General features: G+C 42.0%; 25 protein-coding genes and 1 pseudogene. 24 read left to right on the forward strand and 2 right to left on the reverse strand.

Annotation, left to right across the window (positions count from 1 at the left end; all coding sequences use genetic code 11):
* Positions 1–40: 40 nt before the first annotated feature.
* The 5 genes from B7709_RS06980 (at position 41) to B7709_RS07000 (ending at position 6,107) form a co-directional block, all read left to right on the forward strand.
* Positions 41–889, forward strand: coding sequence for a putative PEP-binding protein (locus B7709_RS06980; protein ID WP_142358143.1), 849 nt, complete (start codon positions 41–43; stop codon positions 887–889).
* The gene (locus tag B7709_RS06985) at positions 886–1,326 is read left to right on the forward strand and encodes an ASCH domain-containing protein (RefSeq protein ID WP_084972230.1); all 441 of its coding nucleotides are present in this window, start codon (positions 886–888) and stop codon (positions 1,324–1,326) included. The genes B7709_RS06980 and B7709_RS06985 overlap by 4 nt, the downstream gene beginning before the upstream one ends.
* 123 nt (positions 1,327–1,449) lie before the next feature.
* Positions 1,450–3,996: a M1 family metallopeptidase gene (locus tag B7709_RS06990; protein ID WP_084972231.1), complete on the forward strand. Its 2,547-nt coding sequence runs from the start codon at positions 1,450–1,452 to the stop codon at positions 3,994–3,996.
* 109 nt (positions 3,997–4,105) lie between these two features.
* Positions 4,106–4,780: a two-component system response regulator CiaR gene (ciaR, locus tag B7709_RS06995; protein ID WP_000590630.1), complete on the forward strand. Its 675-nt coding sequence runs from the start codon at positions 4,106–4,108 to the stop codon at positions 4,778–4,780.
* Complete coding sequence (locus tag B7709_RS07000) at positions 4,770–6,107, forward strand: sensor histidine kinase (RefSeq protein ID WP_084972232.1); 1,338 nt, start codon at positions 4,770–4,772, stop codon at positions 6,105–6,107. The genes ciaR and B7709_RS07000 overlap by 11 nt, the downstream gene beginning before the upstream one ends.
* Before the next feature lie 66 nt (positions 6,108–6,173).
* Here the strand turns inward: B7709_RS07000 and B7709_RS07005 are convergent, their stop codons facing one another.
* The gene (locus tag B7709_RS07005; RefSeq protein WP_084972233.1) at positions 6,174–6,458 is read right to left on the reverse strand and encodes a DUF3270 domain-containing protein; all 285 of its coding nucleotides are present in this window, start codon (positions 6,456–6,458) and stop codon (positions 6,174–6,176) included.
* Positions 6,459–6,839: 381 nt separating this feature from the next.
* Here B7709_RS07005 and B7709_RS07010 point away from each other — a divergent pair, with 381 nt between their 5' ends.
* The 9 genes and pseudogenes from B7709_RS07010 to deoD all read left to right on the forward strand — a co-directional run bounded on the left by B7709_RS07010 (position 6,840) and on the right by deoD (position 15,520).
* Positions 6,840–7,895 carry an ABC transporter permease gene (locus tag B7709_RS07010; RefSeq protein ID WP_084972234.1) on the forward strand — a complete coding sequence of 352 codons (1,056 nt, stop codon included), beginning with the start codon at positions 6,840–6,842 and terminating at the stop codon, positions 7,893–7,895.
* A gap of 13 nt (positions 7,896–7,908) precedes the next feature.
* Complete coding sequence (locus B7709_RS07015) at positions 7,909–8,589, forward strand: ABC transporter ATP-binding protein (RefSeq protein ID WP_084972235.1); 681 nt, start codon at positions 7,909–7,911, stop codon at positions 8,587–8,589.
* A 128-nt stretch (positions 8,590–8,717) separates the two neighbouring features.
* Positions 8,718–9,647, forward strand: coding sequence for a peptidase U32 family protein (locus B7709_RS07020; RefSeq protein WP_084972236.1), 930 nt, complete (start codon positions 8,718–8,720; stop codon positions 9,645–9,647).
* Between the two features lie 105 nt (positions 9,648–9,752).
* Positions 9,753–10,436, forward strand: coding sequence for a ribose-5-phosphate isomerase RpiA (rpiA, locus tag B7709_RS07025; protein WP_084972237.1), 684 nt, complete (start codon positions 9,753–9,755; stop codon positions 10,434–10,436).
* A 14-nt stretch (positions 10,437–10,450) separates the two neighbouring features.
* The gene (locus tag B7709_RS07030) at positions 10,451–11,662 is read left to right on the forward strand and encodes a phosphopentomutase (RefSeq protein ID WP_084972238.1); all 1,212 of its coding nucleotides are present in this window, start codon (positions 10,451–10,453) and stop codon (positions 11,660–11,662) included.
* Position 11,663: 1 nt separating this feature from the next.
* The gene (locus B7709_RS07035) at positions 11,664–12,224 is read left to right on the forward strand and encodes a DUF1697 domain-containing protein (RefSeq protein ID WP_084972239.1); all 561 of its coding nucleotides are present in this window, start codon (positions 11,664–11,666) and stop codon (positions 12,222–12,224) included.
* Positions 12,221–13,030, forward strand: coding sequence for a purine-nucleoside phosphorylase (locus B7709_RS07040; protein WP_084972240.1), 810 nt, complete (start codon positions 12,221–12,223; stop codon positions 13,028–13,030). Before B7709_RS07035 ends, B7709_RS07040 begins: the two co-directional genes overlap by 4 nt.
* Before the next feature lie 2 nt (positions 13,031–13,032).
* Positions 13,033–14,317 (forward strand): annotated as a pseudogene (locus B7709_RS07045) (chloride channel protein).
* Between the two features lie 492 nt (positions 14,318–14,809).
* Positions 14,810–15,520 carry a purine-nucleoside phosphorylase gene (gene deoD / locus B7709_RS07050; protein ID WP_012972499.1) on the forward strand — a complete coding sequence of 237 codons (711 nt, stop codon included), beginning with the start codon at positions 14,810–14,812 and terminating at the stop codon, positions 15,518–15,520.
* Positions 15,521–15,553: 33 nt separating this feature from the next.
* Here deoD and pavA read toward each other — a convergent pair whose 3' ends face one another.
* Positions 15,554–17,209 (reverse strand): Rqc2 family fibronectin-binding protein PavA, encoded by a 1,656-nt coding sequence (gene pavA, locus B7709_RS07055; protein ID WP_084972241.1) that lies wholly within the window; start codon positions 17,207–17,209, stop codon positions 15,554–15,556.
* Positions 17,210–17,313: 104 nt separating this feature from the next.
* Here pavA and ybeY point away from each other — a divergent pair, with 104 nt between their 5' ends.
* From ybeY to smpB, 10 genes are all read left to right on the forward strand, one after another.
* Positions 17,314–17,811, forward strand: coding sequence for an rRNA maturation RNase YbeY (gene ybeY, locus B7709_RS07060; protein WP_084972242.1), 498 nt, complete (start codon positions 17,314–17,316; stop codon positions 17,809–17,811).
* Positions 17,792–18,187 (forward strand): diacylglycerol kinase family protein, encoded by a 396-nt coding sequence (locus tag B7709_RS07065; RefSeq protein ID WP_084972243.1) that lies wholly within the window; start codon positions 17,792–17,794, stop codon positions 18,185–18,187. Before ybeY ends, B7709_RS07065 begins: the two co-directional genes overlap by 20 nt.
* 16 nt (positions 18,188–18,203) lie before the next feature.
* Positions 18,204–19,103 carry a GTPase Era gene (gene era, locus B7709_RS07070; protein ID WP_000143274.1) on the forward strand — a complete coding sequence of 300 codons (900 nt, stop codon included), beginning with the start codon at positions 18,204–18,206 and terminating at the stop codon, positions 19,101–19,103.
* 48 nt (positions 19,104–19,151) lie between these two features.
* Positions 19,152–19,976: a DNA-formamidopyrimidine glycosylase gene (gene mutM / locus B7709_RS07075; RefSeq protein ID WP_084972244.1), complete on the forward strand. Its 825-nt coding sequence runs from the start codon at positions 19,152–19,154 to the stop codon at positions 19,974–19,976.
* The gene (gene coaE / locus B7709_RS07080) at positions 19,976–20,581 is read left to right on the forward strand and encodes a dephospho-CoA kinase (protein ID WP_084972245.1); all 606 of its coding nucleotides are present in this window, start codon (positions 19,976–19,978) and stop codon (positions 20,579–20,581) included. The genes mutM and coaE overlap by 1 nt, the downstream gene beginning before the upstream one ends.
* Positions 20,568–21,767, forward strand: a complete 1,200-nt coding sequence (locus B7709_RS07085; protein WP_084972620.1) for a multidrug efflux MFS transporter — start codon at positions 20,568–20,570, stop codon at positions 21,765–21,767. Before coaE ends, B7709_RS07085 begins: the two co-directional genes overlap by 14 nt.
* Complete coding sequence (rpmG, locus tag B7709_RS07090) at positions 21,767–21,916, forward strand: 50S ribosomal protein L33 (protein WP_001809104.1); 150 nt, start codon at positions 21,767–21,769, stop codon at positions 21,914–21,916. The genes B7709_RS07085 and rpmG overlap by 1 nt, the downstream gene beginning before the upstream one ends.
* 39 nt (positions 21,917–21,955) lie before the next feature.
* Positions 21,956–22,189 (forward strand): preprotein translocase subunit SecG, encoded by a 234-nt coding sequence (gene secG / locus B7709_RS07095; protein ID WP_000282517.1) that lies wholly within the window; start codon positions 21,956–21,958, stop codon positions 22,187–22,189.
* A gap of 95 nt (positions 22,190–22,284) precedes the next feature.
* Complete coding sequence (gene rnr / locus B7709_RS07100) at positions 22,285–24,642, forward strand: ribonuclease R (RefSeq protein ID WP_084972246.1); 2,358 nt, start codon at positions 22,285–22,287, stop codon at positions 24,640–24,642.
* On the forward strand, positions 24,605–25,072 hold the full coding sequence (gene smpB, locus B7709_RS07105) for an SsrA-binding protein SmpB (protein WP_001051743.1): 468 nt from the start codon (positions 24,605–24,607) through the stop codon (positions 25,070–25,072). The genes rnr and smpB overlap by 38 nt, the downstream gene beginning before the upstream one ends.
* Positions 25,073–25,075 lie beyond the last annotated feature (3 nt).

Below are 25,075 nucleotides of genomic sequence, written 5' to 3' on the forward strand. Positions count from 1 at the left end.
GATATCTGATATTGTATCTCTTAAGACGAGGTGAATGGACATGCAAAACCAACTGGCTTTTAGTGGAGAAAAAATTATTGAAAAAGTTTATCCTCAGTTATTGCACCATGTCGGAATGATTCGTGGGGAATATTTGCTAAGAGAGCTTAAACAAAACATCTTGTTACCAAGTTGTCAGCAATTTGTAAAAGATTATCTAAGCTCAATTTGCTCCTTATACTCAGATGAAGAGGTCTGGTATCGTTTTTCTGAATTAACGAATATGGAAGCTAATTGTTTAGAGGGGACTAAAAAGTATTTTGATGAAGGTCATCCTTTGTTTGGTTATAGAGGAACTAGGCGTTTACTGGCGTGCCCGGATGAATTTCAGGCTGAGGCAAATGTCGTTACAGATGTTTATCAAACCAATCCCCATCTGTCTGTTATTTTTCCTTTTGTCAATGATGCCGATCAGTTAAAGCAAGCTATTACAGTACTGCGTCAGCATGGTTTTACTGGGAAAATCGGCACAATGATTGAATTGCCGTCAGCTTATTTTGACTTGGACAGGATACTGGAAACGGGAATTTCAAAGATTGTGGTTGGAATGAATGATTTGACTTCTTTTGTTTTTGCGACTGTGAGAAACAGTCAATGGCATGATATGGAAAGTCCGATTATGTTAGATATGCTGAGACAGATGCAGGATAAAGCAAGGATGAAAAAGATTGACTTTGCTGTGGCAGGTTATCTGAATCCTTCTTTCATACAAAAAATGAATCAGATGGGGATTGAGTGCATTATCCACTACAGTTCTATTCCAGAGATTTTTAATTTAGAGATTAACCATCCAGACCATCTCAAACACATAAAAGAAAAAAGTAAAAAATTACAAAGGAGCAACCTATGACACCGCAAGAAATGTGGAATGCCTACAAGAAAATTAACCCTTCTATCGGAGATGAGATAGATGCTTGGGCTTTCGGAGTAGAAGCCGATCTCTTGGCAGACTTGGTTTTAAAAGGCGAAAAGACAGCAACCGCCTCAGCCTATGATCTTTATGCAGTTGATAACGAACCCCTGCCACAAGAAGGGACCTTTGATGTCATTTTAGATAGCCAAGATCAGGCTGTCTGTATTGTCGAAATTACCAAGGTTTCTGTTGAACCCTTCAATCAAGTTTCTGCTGAGCATGCTTTCAAGGAAGGGGAAGGAGACAAATCCCTAGCCTATTGGCGTCAGGTTCATGAGGACTGTTTTGCCGAGTGGCTGAGAGAGGCAGGACTGACTTTTACACCTGATAGTAAGGTTGTTTTAGAAGAATTTCGTAAGGTCTACCCTCAGTAGACCGCTAGAAGGAAGAAAGTTTTGGAAATCGCCGTCCAATCCTTTTTTCTTAAGCAAAACATGATATAATAAGTTTGTTTGAAGAAGAGCAGCAGCTCTTAAACTTAGAATAGGAGAAAAACTATGCAAGCAGTTGAACATTTTATTACGCAATTTGTTCCTGAACATTATGATTTATTTTTAGACTTGAGTCGTGAGACTAAGACGTTTTCTGGGAAGGTGAGCATCACTGGTCAAGCGAAAAGTGACCGTATTTCCCTTCATCAAAAAGACTTGGAAATCGCTTCTGTAGAAGTTGCGGGTCAAGCTCGTCCATTTACAGTTGATCATGAAAATGAAGTCCTTCATATCGAACTTGCTGATGCAGGTCAAGTTGAATTGGTTATCGCATTTTCAGGAAAAATCACAGACAATATGACAGGGATTTACCCTTCTTACTATACTGTTGATGGAGTGAAGAAGGAAGTCTTGTCTACTCAGTTCGAGAGCCATTTTGCGCGCGAAGCCTTCCCATGTGTGGATGAGCCAGAAGCCAAAGCAACCTTTGATCTTGCTCTTCGCTTTGACCAAGCAGAAGGTGAGTTGGCCTTGTCTAACATGCCTGAGATTGATGTTGAAAGCCGCAAGGAAACGGGTATCTGGAAGTTTGCGACAACACCTCGCATGTCTTCTTACTTGTTGGCCTTCGTCGCAGGTGATTTGCAAGGGGTTACCGCTAAAACGAAAAACGGTACCCTTGTAGGTGTCTACTCAACCAAAGCCCACCCACTTTCAAATCTTGATTTCTCATTAGACATCGCCGTTCGCTCCATCGAGTTTTACGAAGATTACTATGGAGTTAAGTACCCAATCCCTCAATCGCTCCATATCGCCCTTCCTGACTTCTCAGCGGGTGCTATGGAAAACTGGGGTCTTGTAACTTACCGTGAAGTTTATTTAGTTGTGGATGAGAACTCTACCTTTGCCAGCCGTCAACAAGTTGCCCTTGTTATCGCCCATGAGCTTGCTCACCAATGGTTTGGTAACCTTGTGACTATGAAGTGGTGGGATGACCTTTGGCTCAACGAGAGCTTCGCTAATATGATGGAATACGTCTGTGTAGATGCCATCGAGCCAAGTTGGAATATCTTTGAGGACTTCCAAACAGGTGGTGTTCCAGCGGCGCTTAAACGCGATGCGACAGATGGTGTTCAATCTGTTCACGTTGAAGTCAAACACCCAGATGAAATCAATACCCTCTTTGACGGAGCTATCGTCTATGCCAAAGGAAGTCGTCTCATGCACATGCTTCGTCGTTGGCTCGGTGATGCTGATTTTGCCAAAGGTTTGCATGCCTACTTTGAAAAACACCAATATGGAAATACCATCGGTCGTGACCTATGGAATGCACTTGGTCAAGCGTCAGGCCGTGATGTCGCAGCCTTCATGGATTCTTGGTTGGAGCAACCTGGTTACCCAGTTCTCACTGTCAAAGTTGAAAATGATGTCTTGAAGATTTCACAAAAACAATTCTTTATCGGTGAGCACGAAGACAAGAACCGTCTCTGGGTTGTGCCACTTAACAGCAACTGGAAAGGCTTGCCTGATACACTTGAAACTGAAAGTATCGAAATCCCTGGATACGCTGCTCTTCTTGCTGAAAACAAAGGAGCTCTTCGTCTCAACACTGAAAATACAGCCCACTACATTACCGACTATCAAGGAGACTTGTTAGATGCCGTTCTTGCTGATCTAGAGACACTTGATAACACAAGCAAACTGCAAATCGTTCAAGAACGTCGTTTGCTTGCTGAAGCAGGGCACATTTCTTATGCTGACTTGCTCCCAGTCCTTGATAAACTTGCCAAGGAAGAGTCTTACCTGGTAGTTTCAGCTGTTTCTCAAGTGATTGCTGCCCTCGAGCGCTTTATTGATGAAGGAACAGAAACTGAGAGAGTCTTTAACAGTCTAGTTGCTAAATTGGCTCGTCACAACTATGACCGTCTTGGTTTTGAAGCCAAAGATGGGGAATCAGATGAGGATGAATTGGTTCGTCAGTTGACCATTTCCATGATGATTCGCTCTAATGATGCAGAAGCTAGTCAAGTCGCTAGCCAAATCTTTGCGGCTCACAAGGAAAATCTTGCAGGACTTCCAGCAGCAATCCGTGCTCAAGTTCTCATCAATGAAATGAAACACCATGAGACCAAGGATTTGGTCGCAACTTATCTGGACCTCTATACTCATGCGACGGATGCGGTCTTTAAACGCCAGCTGGCAGGAGCTCTTGCGTACAGTACAGATGCCGACAATATCCAAACCTTGATTGGCTCATGGAAGGACAAATTTGTAGTGAAACCACAAGACCTTTCTTCATGGTACCTCCAATTCCTCGGACACCAAGCTACCCAAGAAACTGTTTGGGTTTGGGCGCGAGAAAACTGGGATTGGATCAAGGCAGCCCTTGGTGGTGATATGAGCTTTGATAGTTTTGTTATCTTCCCATCACACATCTTTAAAACAGAGCAACGCTTGGCAGAGTACAAGGAATTCTTTGAACCGCAACTTTCTGACCTCGCTCTTAGCCGAAACATCCGTATGGGAATCAAGGATATCGCAGCGCGTGTTGACTTGATTAAGCGTGAGAAAGCAGCAGTCGAAGCTGTTGTAGCCCAATATGCTAAAGTTTAATTCGTTCGAAATGTAAATAAAAACTCAACTTTCTATCTGAAAACAAGAGAGAGTTGAGTTTTTTTTAAGGCAATTTTGGTATAATAATCGTAACAAGGAGGAGTTTCTGATGATAAAAATCTTATTAGTAGAAGATGATCTAGGCCTGTCAAACTCAGTATTTGACTTTTTAGATGATTTTGCAGATGTCATGCAGGTCTTTGATGGAGAAGAAGGTCTCTACGAAGCAGAAAGTGGCGTTTATGACTTGATTCTGCTTGACCTGATGTTGCCTGAAAAAAATGGCTTCCAAGTTTTGAAAGAATTGCGTGAAAAAGGAATTACAACACCAGTCCTTATCATGACTGCCAAAGAGAGTTTGGATGACAAGGGACATGGTTTTGAGTTGGGAGCGGATGACTACCTCACCAAACCCTTCTACCTAGAAGAACTCAAAATGCGGATTCAAGCTCTTCTCAAACGTTCAGGCAAGTTTAACGAAAATACCTTGACCTATGGGGATATTGTCGTCAACCTTTCAACGAATGAAGTAAAAGTGGAAGATACTCCTGTGGAATTGCTCGGGAAAGAGTTTGAGTTATTGGTTTACTTCCTTCAAAATCAAAATGTCATTCTTCCCAAGACACAAATTTTTGACCGCCTATGGGGATTTGATAGCGATACGACTATTTCCGTTGTAGAAGTCTATGTTTCAAAAGTTCGTAAGAAACTGAAGGGTACAGCCTTTGCTGAAAACCTTCAAACCTTGCGTAGTGTCGGGTATATTTTAAAAGATGTTCAATAAACTAAAAAAAACATGGTATGCGGATGATTTCAGCTATTTCATTCGAAACTTCGGAGTGTTCACCCTGATTTTCTCTGCTATGACCTTGATTATCCTTCAGGTCATGCACTCGAGTCTCTACACCTCTGTAGATGAAAAACTCCAAGCCCTTAGTAGTAGTCCACAAGCTGTCATCCAATTAGCCCTTAATCGGGCAACTGAGGAAGTCAAGGATATTCAACCAGCAACAGCGGATGCCAGTAAGGCTGAAGTAAAGCCCAATGTTAGCTCAAATACAGAAGTTTTGCTCTTTGACAAGGATTTTAACCAACTCTTACTGGGCAATCGTTTTCTAGGCTTGGATAAGATCAAGCTGGACAAGAAAGAGTTGAATCATATTCGCCAAATTCAAGTAGTCAATAGCTATGGTCAGGAAGAAACCTATCGAATGGTCTTGATGGAAACCAACTCTTCCTCCGTATCAAGCAATGTCAAATATGCGGCGGTTTTAATCAATACCAGCCAGCTCGAGCAAATCAGTCAAAACCACGAGCATTTAATTGTTGTAGTTATGGCTAGTTTCTGGCTCCTGTCTTTAATTGCTAGTGTTTATCTGGCACGTGTCAGTGTCAAACCTTTACTGGAAAGTATGCAAAAGCAGAAGTCCTTTGTTGAAAATGCGAGTCACGAACTGAGAACGCCTTTGGCCGTTTTACAAAATCGCTTAGAGAATCTCTTTCGAAAACCAGAGGCAACGATTATGGAATCCAGCGAAAGTATTGCTTCTAGTCTCGAAGAAGTTCGGAACATGCGCTTCCTCACGACCAATCTTCTCAACCTTGCACGTCGAGATGATGGAATCAAACCAGAAATAGCAGAAGTTTCTCCACAATTCTTTAAAACAACCTTTGCCAACTATGAGTTGATTGCTTCTGAAAATGATCGTGTTTTTGACTATGAAAATCGAGTTTATCGCCCATTCATGACCGATCAGTTGCTCCTAAAACAGCTCATGACCATCTTGTTTGATAATGCCATCAAGTATACCGAAGAAGATGGCAAGATTGAGTTTGTAGTTCATGCTACAGATCGCCATCTCTATCTTACAGTAACAGATAATGGGATTGGAATCTCAGCTGCCGATAAGAAGAAAATCTTTGACCGTTTTTACCGTGTAGACAAGGCGAGGACTCGTCAGAAAGGTGGTTTTGGCCTAGGACTATCTCTGGCCAAGCAGATTGTAGATGCCTTACGAGGAACGATTAGCGTAAAAGATAACAAACCTAGAGGAACGATTTTTGAAGTTAAAATTGCCATCCAATCTCCTTCCAAACGTAAGAATAAATAAAAAAGACAGTTTTGAGAAACTGTCTTTTTAGATAACAAGAAAAGAGGTTGGTAGTAGTACCAACCTTTATTTTGAAAGTTTTCGTTTAATCATCTTTCGTTGAAGTTGTAAGAGGGCGAAGCTTGTCCCCATAGCAGCAATAAATGATAAAACTGTATTTAATTTTAAGGCTAAAAAGATAAAGCTAAAAAGTGCCATAAAAATACAAAAACAAGCAATATTTACAAAAAATAAAATCTCTTTTAAGTTAGGGCCGACTGGAGCTTCCGGTGTATAATCTTGATAAAGCGGAGTTTGATTCGATTCGGGAGCTTGTTCAAACTCATAAGCTTCTAGTTTTCTTGCGGACATGATTCTCTCCTTAACAGTACATAACTATTTTATCATTTTTTATGCAGAGAATTATTACAGAATTGTTACAAAACTACTAAAGTCTCTTATCATTATCTGAGTCGCTCTTCTTGACACCTACTAGAGAAAGTGATAGCATGGATGTTACACTTGAAACAGATGACCAGACCTTCTCTATTATAAATATACTGAGCAAGGAAGGGATAACTTATATAAATTGATTGCAAGCAAGTGCTTTTCCTAAGATAATTTGTTGAGTTGCTACCGTGATTCTTTGTAAGAGTGGTAGGAGTTGTTTTGAATGGATGATAAGACAGAGATTCTGTCTATTGGACTGGGTAGCATTTTGCTACCTCTGGGGAAAAGTTAAAGGAGATAAACATGTATCTTGCTATCAAAGAAATATTACGAAACAAACTTCGATATAGTTTGATTCTAACTACTATTTTTCTTATCGCTTTTATGGTCTTTTTTATGACCAGTTTAGCTCTTGGCCTCGTGAGAAATAACAGAGCAGCTATTGATAACTGGCAAGCGACGGGTGTGGTTTTATCTGACTACGCAAATGATAATTTGACAGCATCCTTTATTCCTGAAAATAACTACAAGGATAAGAGTTCTAAAGAGGCTGCTCCCCTTGGCTATATGTTCGCTGTGACCAATCTAGTCGATGATAGTGAAAAGGTCAATGTTTCCATCTTTGCTCAAGAGTGGGACTCTTTTATCTCTCCTAGTTTGACGGAGGGTCGTTATCCTGAAGGAGATGATGAGGTTGTCGTGGATCAGTCCTTTGAGAATTATGGGATGAAGCTAGGTGATACCATTCAGCTCAATGGAAGCGAGGCAAGTTACAAGATTGTAGGTCTGACTCAAGATAATAAATTTTTCACCGAGCCTGTTGTCTTTACGAGTCTGTCAACTTATTGGACCTTACAAGGAACCTTGAAAGCCAATCATTCTATCTCTGCCTTGGTATTGAAAAATGATATAGAAGTGGCTGGAGACGGACTGAAACAGATTTCTATTCCAAAAATGATATCGAAAATTCCTGGTTACACACCTCAGGTGAATGTATTTTCAGGCATGATTCTTGCTATGATTGTTATCACAGGCTTGATTGTGGGGATTTTTGTCTATATCATTACCATCCAAAAACTAGGACTTTATGGAATAATGCGGGCTCAGGGAATACAGATCAAAACCATTGTATGGTCTCTTTTCTGTCAAATCTTCCTTCTAGCTGGTATGGGGATTGCTTTAGCCTTGCTGGCTATTGGAGGAGTGATTTTAGTCTTACCAGCTACCTTCTTTTTCTACCCAAGTTGGTTAGCCTACTCTATCCTAAGTTTGGTAATTTCCTTGATGGCCCTTCTAGGTGGTGTCATTTCACTTCCACGCTTGCTAAAGGTGGACCCGATTACTGCGATTGCAGAGTGATAAGGAGAATAGTATGACAACATTGATTGAAATGAATCAAGTGACAAAAACCTACGGGGAAGGAAAGATGAAAGTCGTTGCCCTACATGAGACGAATTTTCAGCTAAATGCGGGAGAATTCGTAGCTATCGTTGGGCCTTCAGGCTCTGGAAAGACGACCTTTCTAACAACTCTAGGACAACTTCAGGAAGCATCAAGTGGAAAGATTTTGGTAAAGGGGAAAGAAACAGGCAGTTTGACGGAGAAGGAGAAAACAGCTCTCCGTTTTAGAGAGTTTGGCTTCATTCTTCAGGCTTCAAACTTGATTCCTTTTCTAACGGTCAAGGAACAGCTTGATTTGATTGACAGACTGGATAAGGGAAAAAATAGGAAAAGTGATCGAAAAGAGTTACTTGACCTGTTGGATTTGGAAAAAGTTCAAAATCAGTATCCCAAGGCTTTATCAGGTGGCGAACGTCAGCGTGCGGCGATTGCTAGAGCGCTTTATAACAATCCAAGCATCGTGCTTGCAGATGAGCCGACAGCCAGTCTGGATACCCAGCGTGCTTACCAAGTAACGGAGATGTTGGCTGCCATTGCCCACGAACAAGGGAGAGGAGTTGTTATGATTACACATGATACACGCCTTCTTGATAAGGTTGACCGTATCTATGTCATGAATGATGGCCACCTAGTAGAAAAAACACATGCATAAAAAAGAGAGTGGATGGTACTGGTTACTGTTCACTTTTTTGATTGCCAACTTTAAAAAATGACGTTGACTTTTTATAAAATTCCTGGTATTCATAGCTGATTTTTGAGAATTGTGGTATAATTTTTCTTATGGAAAAGATTATCATTACAGCAACTGCTGAAAGTATTGAACAAGTTGAACAGTTACTTAAAGCTGACGTAGATCGTATCTATGTCGGTGAGAAAGATTTTGGTCTTCGTCTGCCAACGACCTTTAGTTATGAAGAGTTGCGCACCATCGCTAAGCTGGTTCATGATGCGAGTAAGGAATTGATCGTTGCGGTTAACGCCCTCATGCACCAAGATATGATGGACCGTATCAAGCCCTTCCTAGACTTCTTGGAAGAAATCAAGACAGACTATATTACAGTAGGAGATGCAGGTGTCTTTTACGTGGTCAACCGTGATGGCTATTCCTTCAAGACTATCTACGATGCTTCAACTATGGTAACTAGTAGTCGTCAGATTAATTTCTGGGGTCAAAAGGCAGGAGCTTCTGAGGCGGTTTTAGCGCGTGAAATTCCATCTGCTGAACTCTTTAAGATGCCAGAGATTTTGGAAATTCCTGCTGAAGTCTTGGTTTATGGTGCCAGTGTCATTCACCATTCTAAGCGTCCGCTCTTACAAAACTACTACAACTTCACGCACATCGATGATGAAAAAACACGTAAACGTGATCTCTTCCTTGCAGAACCGAGTGACCCAGAAAGCCATTACTCTATCTTTGAAGACAATCATGGTACCCACATCTTTGCTAACAATGACCTTGATTTAATGACCAAATTGACTGAGTTGGTTGAGCATGGTTTCACCCATTGGAAGCTAGAAGGACTCTACACTCCAGGTCAGAATTTTGTTGAGATTGCTAAACTCTTTATCCAAGCGCGTAGCTTGATCCAAGAGGGTAACTTTAGCCATGATCAAGCCTTCTTGCTGGATGAAGAAGTCCGTAAACTTCATCCTAAAAATCGTTTCCTTGATACAGGATTTTATGACTACGATCCTGATATGGTTAAATAGGACATAAAAACCCGAAATAAAAATGTTCGGGTTTTTCCAGTGTATCCATGAAATAAAAACGGATACATGTTATAATAAAAATAGCTCTTTAATGGAGGTGTTTGAGTGGAAAATCTGAAGAAAATGGCAGGTATCAAGGCTGCTGAGTTTGTCAAGGATGGCATGGTAGTCGGACTTGGAACGGGCTCTACTGCCTACTATTTCGTAGAAGAAATCGGTCGTCGGATTAAGGAAGAAAGTTTACAGATTACTGCTGTAACAACTTCCAGTGTGACCAGTAAACAGGCCGAAGGTCTTAATATCCCGCTCAAGTCGATTGATCAAGTGGACTTTGTCGATGTGACAGTCGACGGAGCGGATGAAGTAGATAGCCAGTTTAACGGGATCAAAGGCGGTGGGGGTGCCCTTCTGATGGAGAAGGTTGTCGCAACGCCCTCAAAAGAATACATTTGGGTGGTGGATGAAAGCAAACTGGTAGAAAAACTAGGTGCTTTTAAATTGCCAGTAGAAGTGGTTCAATATGGCGCAGAGCAGGTTTTTCGTCGTTTTGAGCGAGCTGGCTACAAACCAAGTTTCCGTGAAAAAGACGGTCAACGTTTTGTGACAGATATGCAGAACTTTATCATTGATCTAGCCTTGGAAGTCATTGAAGACCCAATTGCTTTCGGACAAGAATTGGATCATGTCGTTGGTGTCGTCGAGCATGGCTTATTCAACCAAATGGTGGATAAGGTCATCGTAGCGGGACGAGATGGTGTTCAGATTTTAACTTCAACAAAAGCAAAATAATAAGGAGACAGATTATGTCAAAATTTAATCGAATTCACTTGGTGGTACTGGATTCTGTCGGAATTGGTGCTGCACCAGATGCTAATAACTTTGTCAATGCAGGGGTTCCAGATGGAGCTTCTGATACACTGGGACACATTTCCAAAACAGTTGGTTTGAATGTTCCAAACATGGCTAAAATCGGTCTAGGAAATATTCCTCGCGAAACGCCTTTGAAGACTGTACCAGCTGAAAGCAATCCAACAGGATATGCAACAAAACTAGAAGAAGTATCTCTTGGTAAGGATACTATGACTGGACACTGGGAAATCATGGGACTTAACATTACGGAGCCTTTCGATATTTTCTGGAATGGATTCCCGGAAGAAATCTTGACGAAAATCGAAGAATTCTCAGGACGCAAGGTCATTCGTGAAGCTAACAAACCGTACTCAGGAACGGCTGTTATCGATGACTTTGGACCACGTCAAATGGAAACTGGGGAGTTGATTATCTATACTTCAGCTGACCCTGTCTTGCAAATCGCTGCCCACGAAGACATCATTCCTTTGGATGAACTTTACCGTATTTGTGAATACGCTCGTTCGATCACTCTTGAGCGTCCAGCCCTTCTAGGTCGTATCATTGCCCGTCCATATGTAGGTGAGCCTGGAAACTTCACTCGCACGGCAAATCGTCGTGACTTGGCTGTATCTCCATTTGCACCAACCGTTCTCGACAAACTCAACGAAGCTGGTATCGATACTTATGCCGTTGGAAAAATAAATGATATCTTTAACGGTGCTGGTATCAACCATGACATGGGTCATAACAAGTCAAATAGTCATGGAATTGATACACTGTTGAAGACTATGGGACTTGCTGAGTTTGAAAAAGGATTCTCATTTACAAACTTGGTAGACTTTGATGCTCTTTACGGTCACCGCCGTAACGCTCATGGTTACCGTGATTGCTTGCATGAGTTTGATGAGCGCTTGCCTGAAATTATCGCCGCCATGCGAGAGGATGACCTTCTCTTGATTACTGCGGACCATGGAAATGATCCAACCTACGCGGGTACAGACCACACTCGTGAATACATTCCACTTTTGGCTTACAGTCCTGCCTTTAAAGGAAACGGTTTGATTCCAGTTGGACATTTTGCTGATATCTCTGCAACAGTTGCGGATAACTTTGGTGTTGAAACAGCCATGATTGGAGAAAGTTTCTTAGATAAATTGGTATAAGATGACGAGATATGCTTTACTTGTTCGGGGCATTAATGTCGGTGGGAAAAATAAGGTTGTCATGGCGCAACTCCGTCAAGAACTGACAGAGTTGGGACTGGAAAAGGTTGAAACCTACATCAACAGTGGCAATATCTTCTTTACTTCGATAGCCCCCAAAGCCCGATTGGTTGAAAAGTTAGAGACTTTCTTTAAAGTCCATTATCCATTTATTCAGAGCTTTTCTTTGCTGAGTCTAGAGGACTTTGAGGCGGAACTTGACAATCTACCAGGTTGGTGGACAAAAGACATGGCACGAAAAGATGTCCTCTTCTACACGGAGGGCTTGGATGTGGATCAAGTCATCGAGAAAGTGGACAGTTTGGAACTGGAAGATGAAGTCGTTCATTTTGGTAAACTTGGGATTTTCTGGGGGAAATTTTCTGAAGAATCTTACTATGCAACAGCCTATCACAAGTACTTACTCAAGATGCCTTTCTACCGCCAAATCACCATTCGTAATGCAAAAACCTTTGACAAAATTGGTAAATTACTAAAAAATAATAAAGGAGACACACAATGACATTTTTAGACAAAATCAAGGAAACAGCTGCTTTTTTGAAAGAAAAGGGTGTCCTAGCGCCTGAATTTGGTTTAATCCTTGGATCAGGTCTGGGAGAACTTGCAGAAGAAATCCAAAATCCAGTAGTTGTAGACTATGCAGAAATTCCAAACTGGGGTCGTTCAACCGTAGTTGGTCACGCTGGTAAATTGGTATATGGAGAACTTTCTGGTCGCAAGGTCTTGGCTCTTCAAGGGCGTTTCCATTTCTACGAAGGAAACCCTCTTGAAGTGGTAACTTTCCCTGTACGTGTCATGAAAGTTCTCGGCTGTGAGGGTGTCATTGTTACCAACGCTGCAGGAGGTATCGGCTACGGTCCTGGTACCTTGATGGCTATCTCAGACCATATCAACTTTACGGGTCAAAATCCGTTGATTGGTGAAAATTTAGATGACTTTGGTCCACGTTTCCCAGATATGTCTAAAGCCTACACTCCAGAATATCGTGCAACTGCCCATGAAGTGGCTAAAAAACTCGGTATCAAGCTTGATGAAGGTGTCTATATCGGTGTAACTGGTCCGACTTATGAAACACCTGCAGAGATTCGTGCCTATAAGACATTGGGAGCAGATGCAGTTGGTATGTCCACTGTTCCTGAAGTTATTGTGGCAGCCCACTCAGGCTTGAAAGTTCTCGGTATTTCATGTATTACTAACCATGCTGCTGGTTTCCAAGAAGAACTCAACCACGAGGAAGTTGTAGAAGTGACTGAACGTGTTAAAGACGACTTCAAAGGTTTGCTTAAAGCGATTCTTGCTGAATTGTAATCATGTTAATAGAATTGAGGAGTATTTTTCGAGAAATCCCTTATAATTTTAGATTATTCATAGCAGTAATTCTGCAAGGAATAATTTCGGGTTTATCTGGTATATTTCTCCATTATCTTTTAGAGATGGTGGAGGGGCTAGTTTTTGGTCAGTCAGAGCATCATAGTGGATTTTTGACAGATGGAGTTTCCTCCTCACGGATAGGACTAAGTTTAATAATCGTGGGTCTTAGCTCGTCCTTAGTCTGGTACTTCTTGCAAAAAGGGTCGAAGATTTTATTCCATCAAAGCTCAGATGAAGGATGAGACTTCGCAATACAAGCTTCATTTTTTAAGACAGCTATTTCATTCAATTTGGCAGATTATTGCAGTTGGAGGGGGAGCGCCTATTGGAAAAGAAGCTGCGCCACGAGAGATTGGAACTCTATTTGCAGGGCCAATTGGAAAAATATGTATACTGTCTATGAAGGATCGCATCTTTCTCCTTGCTTGTGGTGCTGGTGCTGGTTTAGCGGCTGTCTATCAGGTTCCATTAACAAGTGTTTTCTTCGTTTTTGAGACTCTAGGAATTACTTTATCTATCAAGCGATTTGTCTTAGTCGGTTTGACTACCTATGTGTCAACCTATACAGCAGGATTGGTTATTTCAGATCATGCTCTCTACCAGATTTCAGCTATTGCATGGTCATTAAAGGAAGTGTGGATTGTCCCTTTATTACTTCTTTTCTTAACCCCCTTAGCTTGGCTTTTTGGTCGCTTAAGTAAAGAAGTGTCTTCAAACAGGATAAAAGATAAACGAATACTTCTCACATTGCCCTCAGCTTTTCTTTTTCTTGTTGGTCTAGCAATTTACTTTCCGCATCTACTTGGCAATGGACGCATGATGGCTCAGGAGATTTTAAATGGCAGCAGTGGTCAAACAGTGCTTCTCATGTTTTTCCTAAAAGCAGTGGTCGTTCTTATTATCCTTTGGGCAGGGGCCTATGGTGGTACTCTTACGCCATCTTTTGCCTTGGGGATGGCTGGAGCTGCTCTCTTGGGCATGATTCTAGGTTTGGACAACCAGCCAACCGTTTTACTTTTAGGATCTGTTTGCTTTTTATCTGTGACCTTGAGGGCGCCCATTTCTGCAACCGGATTAGTTATAGGTTTCACTGGGCTAGGTTTAGATTCTCTTCCGTATCTCTTAGTATCTGCTTTCCTGGCTTATGGTTTTGCAAAAGTGTTAGATCGCTTTCCTTGGGCTAGCATACTGTGTAAGATGTCAAAGAATAAAGTAATTTGGTAGGAAATGCCCGTTTCTTCTAATCAAGGATTTATCTTAAGAGATTAAAAACTATTGTCAGTTTATCAATAACTGTTTTAAATAAAAATGTAGTAGGCTTATCGGAGTCATGATTGAATACGATTTTTCCTAGCTATGAAATATAAAAATAAAAAAAGAAAGGTAGAGCGTGTGTTCTGATTTGAATACGAGCGGAAAACTTTTCAAAACAAAAAAAGAAAGGATGGGTAAACCGTATTTGCTGAACTGAATACGGGCGGAGAACTGTGTAAAAAAGATAAACTGTCTAGCATCTGCGATGCGTCGTCAGTTTCCTATTTTTACTTTGTTCTCTGTCGCTATCCTGAATATACAATAAAGAAAGGTAGAGCAAGGTGTTCTAATTTGAACACGAGCGGAAAACTCGGAAAATAGATAATCTGACTGAGAAATCAGGATTTCTCGTCAGATTCCTAATTTTCAGTCGTTTTCTTCTCGCTCTTTGTATCATAAATTATGTCTATCCATATTGCTGCTCAGCAGGGTGAAATTGCTGACAAAATTCTTCTTCCTGGGGATCCTCTTCGTGCTAAGTTTATTGCGGAGAACTTCCTTGAAGATGCTGTTTGTTTTAACGAAGTGCGTAACATGTTTGGTTACACTGGTACTTACAAAGGTCACCGTGTATCAGTCATGGGAACTGGGATGGGAATGCCGTCTATTTCCATCTATGCGCGTGAGTTGATTGTTGACTACGGTGTTAAGAAATTGATCCGTGTAGGAACTGCAGGTTCTTTGAATGAGGATGTCCATGTCCGTGAATTGGTCTTGGCACAAGCAGCTGCAACTAACTCAAACATCATCCGCAATGATTGGCCTCAGTATGATTTTCCACAAATTGCAAGTTTTGACTTGCTAGATAAGGCCTACCATATCGCCAAAGAACTTGGTATGACAACCCACGTTGGGAATGTTTTGTCATCGGATGTCTTTTACTCAAACTACTTTGAAAAGAATATCGAGCTTGGTAAATGGGGCGTCAAGGCTGTGGAAATGGAAGCAGCAGCACTTTACTATTTGGCAGCCCAACACCATGTGGATGCGCTAGCTATCATGACCATTTCTGATAGCTTGGTCAATCCAGACGAAGACACCACTGCAGAAGAACGACAAAATACCTTCACCGATATGATGAAGGTTGGTTTGGAAACCTTGATTGCAGACTAAAATTGTAATAGAAAATCCTGATTTCACTTGAAATCAGGATTTTTTCATAGATGCGATTTTTTCTGGGTCTGGTGTAACGCGGAGGGTCTTTTGTCCTGTGTAGGTTACAAAGCCAGGTTTTCCACCAGTTGGTTTGTTGAGTTTCTTGACTTCAATCATATCCACCTGCACGAGATTTGACAAGCGCCCTTTGGAGAAATAGGCAGCCAGTTCCGCCGCATCTGTCTTGACTTCGTCAGAAGGATTGAGATTTCCTGAGATAACGACATGACTTCCAGGAATGTTCTTGGCATGGAACCAAAGTTCCTCCTTGCGGGCCATTTTAAAGGTCAATTCTTCATTTTGAAGATTGTTTCGTCCGACATAGATGATGGTTTTTCCGTCGCTAGCCAGATACTGTTCTGGTTTTTTGCGTTTGTGGATTTTCTCCCGCTGTCTTCTTCGGATGAAGCCTGTTTGGATCAATTCTTCACGGATTTCAGCGATTTCCTCTAGTCCAGCTTGACTGAGAACAGTTTCCACACTTTCCAGATAGAGAATGGTAGACTTGGTTTCTTCGATCAGCTCAGTCAGATATTTGACAGCTTCTTTGAGCTTCTGGTAGCGTTTAAAGTAGCGCTGGGCATTCTGACTGGGTGTTAGAGCCTTATCAAGAGCAATGGTGATAGGCTGATTGGTGTAGTAGTTGTCCAAGGTAACCTGGTCTTGGTCATTAGGCACTTGGTGGAGGAAGGTTGTCAGCAACTCTCCTTTTTGGCGAAACTCCTCAGCGTTGTCTGTCGCCAGTAATTCTTTTTCTTGTTTTTTTAGTTTGTGACGATTTTTCTGTAGTTCATTTTCAACACGTCGAATCAGTTCGCTGGCTTGTTGTTTAACGCGGTCGCGCTCGGCTTTATCCTTATAATAGGTATCTAAGAGATCCGAAAGGCTGGCAAAAGGCTCTCCTACACGATTGGCAAAAGGAACTGGACTGAAGGAAGTCTCCGTTAGGTAAGGTTTAGTTTCTTGTCCGAAAAAGTGCTGGAAAGTGGAGAGTTTATCACGAACCAAGAGCCTTTCCAGTTCGTTTGCGGTATCTCTTCCTAGACCTTGAAAAAGGCTTTGAAGATTTTTTGCAGTTAGTTCTTGGGTTTGCAAGATTTCAAAGAGTTTTTCATCCTTGATAGTAAAAGGATTGAGGGATCCCGTACTTGGAGGAGCGATATAGCTCGAGCCTGGAAGTAAGGTTCGGTAGCTATTTTGCGAAAAGCCAACGTGTTTGATGACTTCGAGGATTTTATGACTGCTTTTATCGACCAGTAGAATATTACTGTGTTTTCCCATGATTTCGATAATCAATGTAGCCTGAATATGGTCTCCAATCTCGTTTTTATTGGAAACAGTGATCTCCACGATACGGTCATTTTCCACTTGCTCTATCGACTCAATCAGGGCGCCTTGTAAATACTTTCTCAAAACCATGATAAAGGTGGAAGGTTGGGCTGGATTTTCAAAGGTCGTTTGGGTTAGCTGAATGCGTCCGAAAACTGGATGAGCAGAGAGGAGCAGGCGATGGCTTTGGCGATTACTGCGGATTTGCAAGACCAACTCTTGTTCAAAAGGCTGATTGATTTTTTGGATGCGACCATTGACCAACTCGCTCCGCAATTCCTCAACCATGTGGTGTAAAAAAAATCCGTCAAATGACATCGTTCTCTCCTTGTGATTGTATTCCATAGTATTATATCAAAAAGGTAGAATAAAATCATAGAAATATGGTATAATAAAGCCAAGTAAAGAGAATCGAGAAGCACATGTATATTGAAATGGTAGATGAAACTGGTCAAGTTTCACAAGAAATCTTGCAACAAACCCAAGATATTTTGGAATTTGCAGCCCAAAAAATAGGAAAAGAAGACAAGGAGATGGCAGTTACTTTTGTGACCAATGAACGTAGCCACGAACTCAACCTCGAGTACCGTGATACGGATCGTCCGACAGATGTCATTAGCCTTGAGTATAAGTCAGAATTGAACATTACTGTTGACGAGGAGGATTTGACAGACAATCCAGAATTGGCAGAAATGATGTCTGAATTTGATGCCTATATTGGGGAACTTTTCATCTCTATCGATAAAGCGCATGAGCAGGCCGAGGAATACGGTCACAGCTTTGAGCGCGAGATGGGCTTCTTGGCAGTACACGGCTTTTTACATATCAACGGCTATGATCACTACACTTCGGAAGAAGAAGCGGAGATGTTCGGTTTACAAGAAGAAATTTTAACAGCCTATGGACTCACAAGACAATAAACGAAAATGGAAAAATCGTGACCTTGTATCCAGTTTAGAATTTGCCCTTACAGGAATTCTGACTGCCATCAAGGAAGAACGCAATATGCGAAAACATGCAGTGACAGCTCTAGTGGTTATCCTTGCAGGTTTTGTTTTTCAGGTGTCACGGATCGAATGGCTCTTTCTCCTGATGAGCATTTTCTTGGTAGTAGCATTTGAAATTATGAACTCTGCCATTGAAAATGTGGTGGATCTAGCCAGTCACTATCACTTTTCTATGTTAGCAAAGAAAGCCAAGGACATGGCAGCAGGTGCCGTGCTTGTGGTCTCACTTTTTGCCGCTTTGACAGGTGCGCTTATATTTCTCCCACGCATTTGGGATTTACTATTTTAAACAATAAGAGGAAATTATGACATTTAAATCAGGCTTTGTAGCCATTTTAGGACGTCCCAATGTTGGGAAGTCAACCTTTTTAAATCACGTTATGGGGCAAAAGATTGCTATCATGAGTGACAAGGCGCAAACAACGCGCAATAAAATCATGGGGATTTACACCACGGATAAGGAACAAATCGTCTTTATCGACACACCAGGAATTCACAAGCCTAAAACAGCTCTTGGGGATTTCATGGTGGAATCTGCCTATAGTACCCTTCGTGAAGTGGATACTGTTCTATTCATGGTGCCAGCTGATGAGCCACGTGGTAAAGGCGACGACATGATTATCGAGCGTCTGAAAGCAGCCAAGGTTCCAGTGATTTTGGTGGTCAATAAGATTGACAAGGTCCACCCAGACCAACTTCTGGCTCAGATAGATGACTTCCGTAACCAGATGGACTTTAAGGAGATTGTGCCTATCTCAGCCCTTCAGGGAAATAATGTTTCTCGTCTAATCGACATTCTTAGTGAAAATCTGGAGGAAGGTTTCCAGTATTTCCCAGCTGATCAAATCACAGACCACCCAGAGCGTTTCTTGGTCTCAGAGATGATTCGTGAGAAAGTTTTGCACCTAACTCGTGAAGAGATTCCTCACTCAGTCGCAGTAGTGGTTGACTCTATGAAACGTGACGAAGAGACAGACAAGGTTCATATCCGAGCTACCATCATGGTCGAGCGCGATAGCCAAAAGGGTATCATCATCGGTAAAGGTGGCGCTATGCTCAAGAAAATTGGGACTATGGCTCGTCGTGATATCGAACTCATGCTAGGGGACAAGGTCTTCTTAGAAACTTGGGTCAAGGTCAAGAAAAACTGGCGTGATAAAAAGCTAGATTTGGCTGACTTTGGCTATAATGAAAAAGAATACTAAGTAGAGGTGGGCTCATGCCTGCTTCTTGTTTTTACAGAAGGAGGACTTATGCCTGAATTACCTGAGGTTGAAACGGTTCGTCGTGGCTTAGAAAAATTGATTTTAGGAAAGAAGATTTCTAATATAGAGATTGCTTATTCTAAGATGATCAAGACAGATTTGGACGAGTTTCAAAAGGGAGTGCCTGGTCAGATTGTTGAGTCCATGGGGCGTCGTGGAAAATATCTACTTTTTTACCTGACTGACAAGGTCTTGATTTCTCATTTGCGAATGGAAGGCAAGTATTTTTACTATCCAGACCAGGTACCTGAACGCAAGCATGCCCATGTTTTCATTCAGTTTGAAGATGGTGGTACACTTGTTTATGAGGATGTACGTAAGTTTGGCACTATGGAACTGCTGGCACCCGACCTATTGGAAGCCTACTTTGTTTCTAAAAAATTAGGGCCTGAACCAAGAGAGCAAGACTTTGATTTGCAGTCCTTTCAAGCTGCCCTAGCCAAATCTAAAAAGCCTATCAAATCCCATCTTTTAGATCAGACCTTGGTAGCTGGCCTGGGAAATATCTATGTGGATGAGGTCCTCTGGCGGGCTCAGGTCCATCCAGCTAGAGCTTCCCAAACTTTGACAGTAGCAGAAGCGACAGCCATTCATGACCAGACCATTGCTGTTTTGGGACAGGCTGTTGAAAAAGGCGGATCAACCATTCGAACCTATACCAATGCCTTTGGCGAAGATGGAACCATGCAGGATTTTCATCAGGTCTATGATAAGGCTGGTCAAGCATGTTCATGCTGTGGCACCATCATTGAGAAATTCCAGCTTGGCGGAAGGGGAACTCATTTTTGTCCCCAGTGTCAAAGGAGGGACTGATGGGAAAAATCATCGGAATCACAGGGGGCATCGCCTCTGGTAAGTCAACTGTGACAAATTTTCTGAGACAGCAAGGCTTTCAAGTGGTGGATGCCGACGCAGTTGTTCACCAGCTACAGAAACCTGGAGGCCGTCTGTATCAGGTCTTAGTTCAGCACTTTGGACAGGAAATTCTCTTAGAAAATGGAGAACTCAATCGCCCTCTCCTAGCTAGTCTCATCTTTTCAAAAACTGAAGAGCGGGAATGGTCTAAGCAAACACAAGGAGAGATTATTCGTGAGGAACTGGCAGCATTGCGAGATCAGTTAGCTCAGACAGAAGCGATTTTTTTCATGGATATTCCCCTACTTTTTGAGCAAGACTATGCCAACTGGTTTGATGAAACGTGGTTGGTCTATGTGGATCGAGATGTTCAGGTGGAACGTTTCATGAAACGGAATCAGCTTTCTAAGGAAGTCGCCGAGTCGCGTCTGGCAATCCAGTGGTCTTTAGAAGAAAAAAAGGGCTTGGCGACTCATGTCCTAGATAACAATGGCAGTCGTGATCAGCTTGTGAGTCAAGTAGTGAAGTTACTTGAAGGAGGCGATGGTTGTGCAAGAGATTAGTTGGAAAGGTAATCTTCGTGTCGCCTGGTTTGGTAGTTTTCTAACTGGGGCTAGTATATCCTTAGTCGTCCCTTTTATGCCTATCTTTGTAGAGCAGTTGGGAATCGAAAGGGATCAGGTTGCTTTTTATGCTGGATTAGCCATCTCAATTTCGGCTGTTTCAGCAGCTTTGATTTCCCCGATCTGGGGTATTCTTGCTGACAAGTACGGTCGAAAACCCATGATGATTCGAGCTGGACTTGCTATGACCATCACCATGGGAGGCTTGGCCTTTGTTCCAAATATCTATTGGTTAATCTTTCTTAGATTATTAAATGGTGTATTTACAGGTTTCGTACCAAATGCGACGGCTTTAATAGCCAGTCAAGTTCCTAAGGATAAGTCGGGCTATGCTTTGGGGACTTTATCAACTGGGGTAGTAGCTGGAACCCTAACGGGCCCCTTTGTGGGGGGCTTGATTGCTGAAATTTTTGGTATCCGCAATGTTTTTTTATTGGTAGGTGGCTTCTTGTTTTTGGCTGCGATCTTAACCATTTTCTTCATCAAGGAAGATTTTCAACCAGTAGCTAAGGAGAAAGCAATACCAACAAAGGAGTTGTTCGGTTCAATCAAGCACTCTCATCTTTTGATTAATCTGTTTTTAACTAGTTTTGTCATTCAATTTTCAGCTCAATCAATTGGTCCTATCCTGACTCTCTATGTGCGGGACTTAGGGCAGACTGAAAATCTCCTCTTTGTATCTGGTTTGATAGTATCCAGTATGGGATTTTCTAGCATGATGAGTGCTGGAGTGATGGGAAAACTAGGAGATAAGGTGGGAAATCATCGCCTACTACTTGTTGCCCAGTTTTATTCGGCTCTTATTTATCTCCTCTGTGCCAATGCGACTAGCCCTCTGGAGTTAGGATTTTATCGTTTTCTATTTGGTTTGGGAACGGGTGCCCTGATACCAGGTGTTAATGCATTACTTAGTAAGATGACTCCCAAAGTAGGCATTTCAAGGATTTTTGCATTTAATCAAGTCTTTTTCTATCTTGGAGGTGTTGTTGGTCCCATGACTGGTTCAGCAGTAGCAGGGCAATTCGGATACCACTCTGTTTTTTATGCTACAGCAGCCTGTGTAGCTCTCAGTTGTTTATTCAATTTAGTTCAATTTAGATCGTTATTAAAAGTAAAGGAAATCTAGTGCGAGTAAAAATCAATCTCAAATGCTCCTCTTGTGGCAGCATCAATTATCTAACCAGTAAGAACTCCAAAACCCATCCAGACAAGATAGAAGTTTTAAAGTATTGTCCCAAGGAAAGAAAAGTAACCCTACATCTTGAATCTAAGTAGAATTTATGGTAAAATAATAGGGATTTTAAGGAGTTTGATATGTATAACCTATTATTAACCATTTTATTAGTATTATCTGTTGTGATTGTGATTGCGATTTTTATGCAACCAACTAAAAACCAATCCAGCAATGTATTTGATGCCAGCTCAGGTGATTTGTTTGAACGTAGTAAAGCGCGTGGTTTTGAAGCTGTGATGCAACGTTTGACAGGTATTTTAGTCTTTTTCTGGCTAGCCATTGCCTTAGCATTGACGGTATTATCAAGTAGATAAGAAATGGGCGAGACTAGGTCTTAGCCTATTTTTATTTTGAATAATGTTTACTAAAGTTATCCATCAAAAAAATTATAAAAATCTAGAAAGAAAACATGAAAGATAAAATTAAAGAATATTTGCAAGAGAAGGGGCGCGTGACGGTAAATGACCTGGCTCAGGCTCTCGGAAAGGATGGATCCAAGGATTTCCGTGAGTTGATTAAAACCCTGTCTCTGATGGAAAGAAAGCACCAGATTCGATTTGGAGAAGATGGTAGCTTATGTCTGGACCAAAAGAAGAAACATGAGATTACTCTCAAGGGGATTTTTCATGCCCATAAAAATGGCTTTGGCTTTGTCAGTCTGGAAGGCGAGGAGGACGACCTTTTTGTAGGAAAAAACGATGTCAACTATGCCATTGATGGCGATACGGTTGAGGTTGTCATCAAGAAAGTCGCTGATCGTAACAAGGGAACAGCGGCGGAAGCCAAAATTATCGATATCCTAGAGCATAGTCTGACAACAGTTGTCGGCCAAATCGTTCTAGATCAGGAAAAGCCCAAGTATGCGGGTTATATCCGTTCAAAAAATCAGAAAGTCAGCCAACCCATCTATGTTAAGAAACCAGCCCTCAAACTTGATGGAACAGAAGTTCTCAAGGTCTTTATCGATAAATATCCAAGTAAGAAACACGATTTCTTTGTCGCTAGTGTGCTGGACGTGGTGGGACACTCGACTGATGCTGGGATTGATGTCCTTGAAGTCTTGGAGTCCATGGATATTGTTTCAGAATTTCCAGAGGCTGTTTTAAAAGAAGCAGAAAGTGTGCCTGATGCTCCCACAGAAAAGGATATGGAAGGGCGTCTTGATTTGAGAGATGAGCTTACATTTACTATTGACGGTGCGGATGCCAAGGACTTGGACGACGCAGTTCACATCAAGCCTTTGAAAAATGGCAATATCGAACTCGGAGTTCACATCGCGGATGTTTCCTACTATGTGACTGAGGGTTCTGCTCTTGACAAGGAAGCCCTTAACCGCGCGACGTCTGTCTATGTGACAGACCGAGTAGTGCCAATGCTACCAGAACGCCTTTCAAACGGCATCTGCTCTCTCAATCCTCAAGTTGACCGCCTGACCCAGTCTGCCATTATGGAAATTGATAAGCATGGTCATGTAGTCAACTACACCATCACACAAACGGTTATCAAGACAAGTTTTCGTATGACCTATAGCGCTGTCAATGACATTCTGGCTGGCGATGAGGAAAAGAGACAAGAGTATAAGAAAATTGTTCCTAGTATCGAGTTAATGGCCAAGCTTCATGAAAGGCTAGAAAACATGCGTGAGAAACGTGGTGCCCTTAATTTTGATACCAGTGAAGCTAAGATTTTGGTGGATAAAAAAGGAAAGCCAGTTGATATCGTTCTTCGACATCGTGGGACTGCAGAACGGATGATTGAGTCCTTCATGTTGATGGCCAACGAAACAGTTGCGGAACACTTTAGCAAGCTGGATCTACCTTTTATCTATCGTATCCATGAGGAACCGAAAGCTGAAAAAATTCAGAAATTTATTGATTACGCTTCAAGTTTTGGATTGCGTATCTATGGAACTGCCAGTGAGATTAGCCAAGAGGCCCTCCAAGACATCATGCGTACTGTTGAGGGAGAGCCCTATGCAGATGTCTTGTCCATGATGCTTCTCCGTTCTATGCAACAAGCTCGTTATTCGGAGCATAACCACGGTCACTATGGGTTGGCTGCGGACTACTACACCCACTTTACAAGTCCGATTCGTCGTTATCCTGACCTCTTGGTACATCGGATGATTCGCGACTATGGGCGTTCCAAGGAAATAGCAGAGCATTTTGAGCAAGTGATTCCAGAGATTGCGACCCAGTCTTCCAATCGTGAGCGTCGTGCCATCGAGGCAGAGCGTGAAGTCGAAGCCATGAAAAAGGCTGAGTACATGGAAGAATATGTGGGCGAAGAGTACGATGCGGTTGTATCCAGCATTGTCAAGTTTGGTCTCTTTGTCGAATTACCAAATACAGTCGAAGGTTTGATTCACATTACCAATCTTCCTGAATTTTATCATTTCAACGAGCGTGATTTGACTCTTCGTGGAGAGAAGTCAGGAATAACCTTCCGTGTGGGGCAACAGATTCGCATTCGCGTTGAAAGAGCGGATAAGACGACAGGTGAGATTGACTTCTCTTATATCCCAAGTGAGTTTGATGTCATTGAAAAAGGCTTGAAACAACAGGCTGGTCGCAAAGAAAGAGGGCGCGGTTCAAGTCGTCGCTCAGATAAGAAGGAAGACAAGAAGAAACAAGGTCGTTTTAATGATAAGCGCAAATCGTCTTCTAAAGACAAAAAGAAAAAGGGTAAGAAACCATTTTACAAAGAAGTAGCTAAGAAAGGAGCCAAGCATGGCAAAGGGCGAGGGAAAGGTCGTCGCACAAAATAAAAAAGCGCACCACGACTATACAATCGTAGATACGCTAGAGGCAGGAATGGTCCTGACAGGAACGGAAATCAAGAGTGTTCGAGCGGCTAGAATCAATCTCAAGGATGGCTTTGCCCAAGTAAAAAATGGGGAAGTCTGGTTGAGCAATGTTCATATTGCTCCTTACGAAGAGGGCAATATCTGGAATCAGGAGCCAGAACGCCGTCGCAAACTCCTGCTCCATAAGAAGCAAATCCAAAAATTGGAACAAGAAACCAAAGGAACAGGAATGACCCTAGTTCCCCTCAAAGTCTATCTCAAAGATGGCTATGCCAAACTCCTTTTAGGCCTTGCCAAAGGGAAACATGACTATGACAAACGGGAGTCGATCAAGCGACGTGAACAAAATCGTGACATCGCGCGTGTGATGAAAGCTGTGAACCAGCGATAAGAA

This window comes from Streptococcus oralis subsp. dentisani, from assembly GCF_002096335.1.
Classification (GTDB): domain Bacteria; phylum Bacillota; class Bacilli; order Lactobacillales; family Streptococcaceae; genus Streptococcus; species Streptococcus oralis_Z.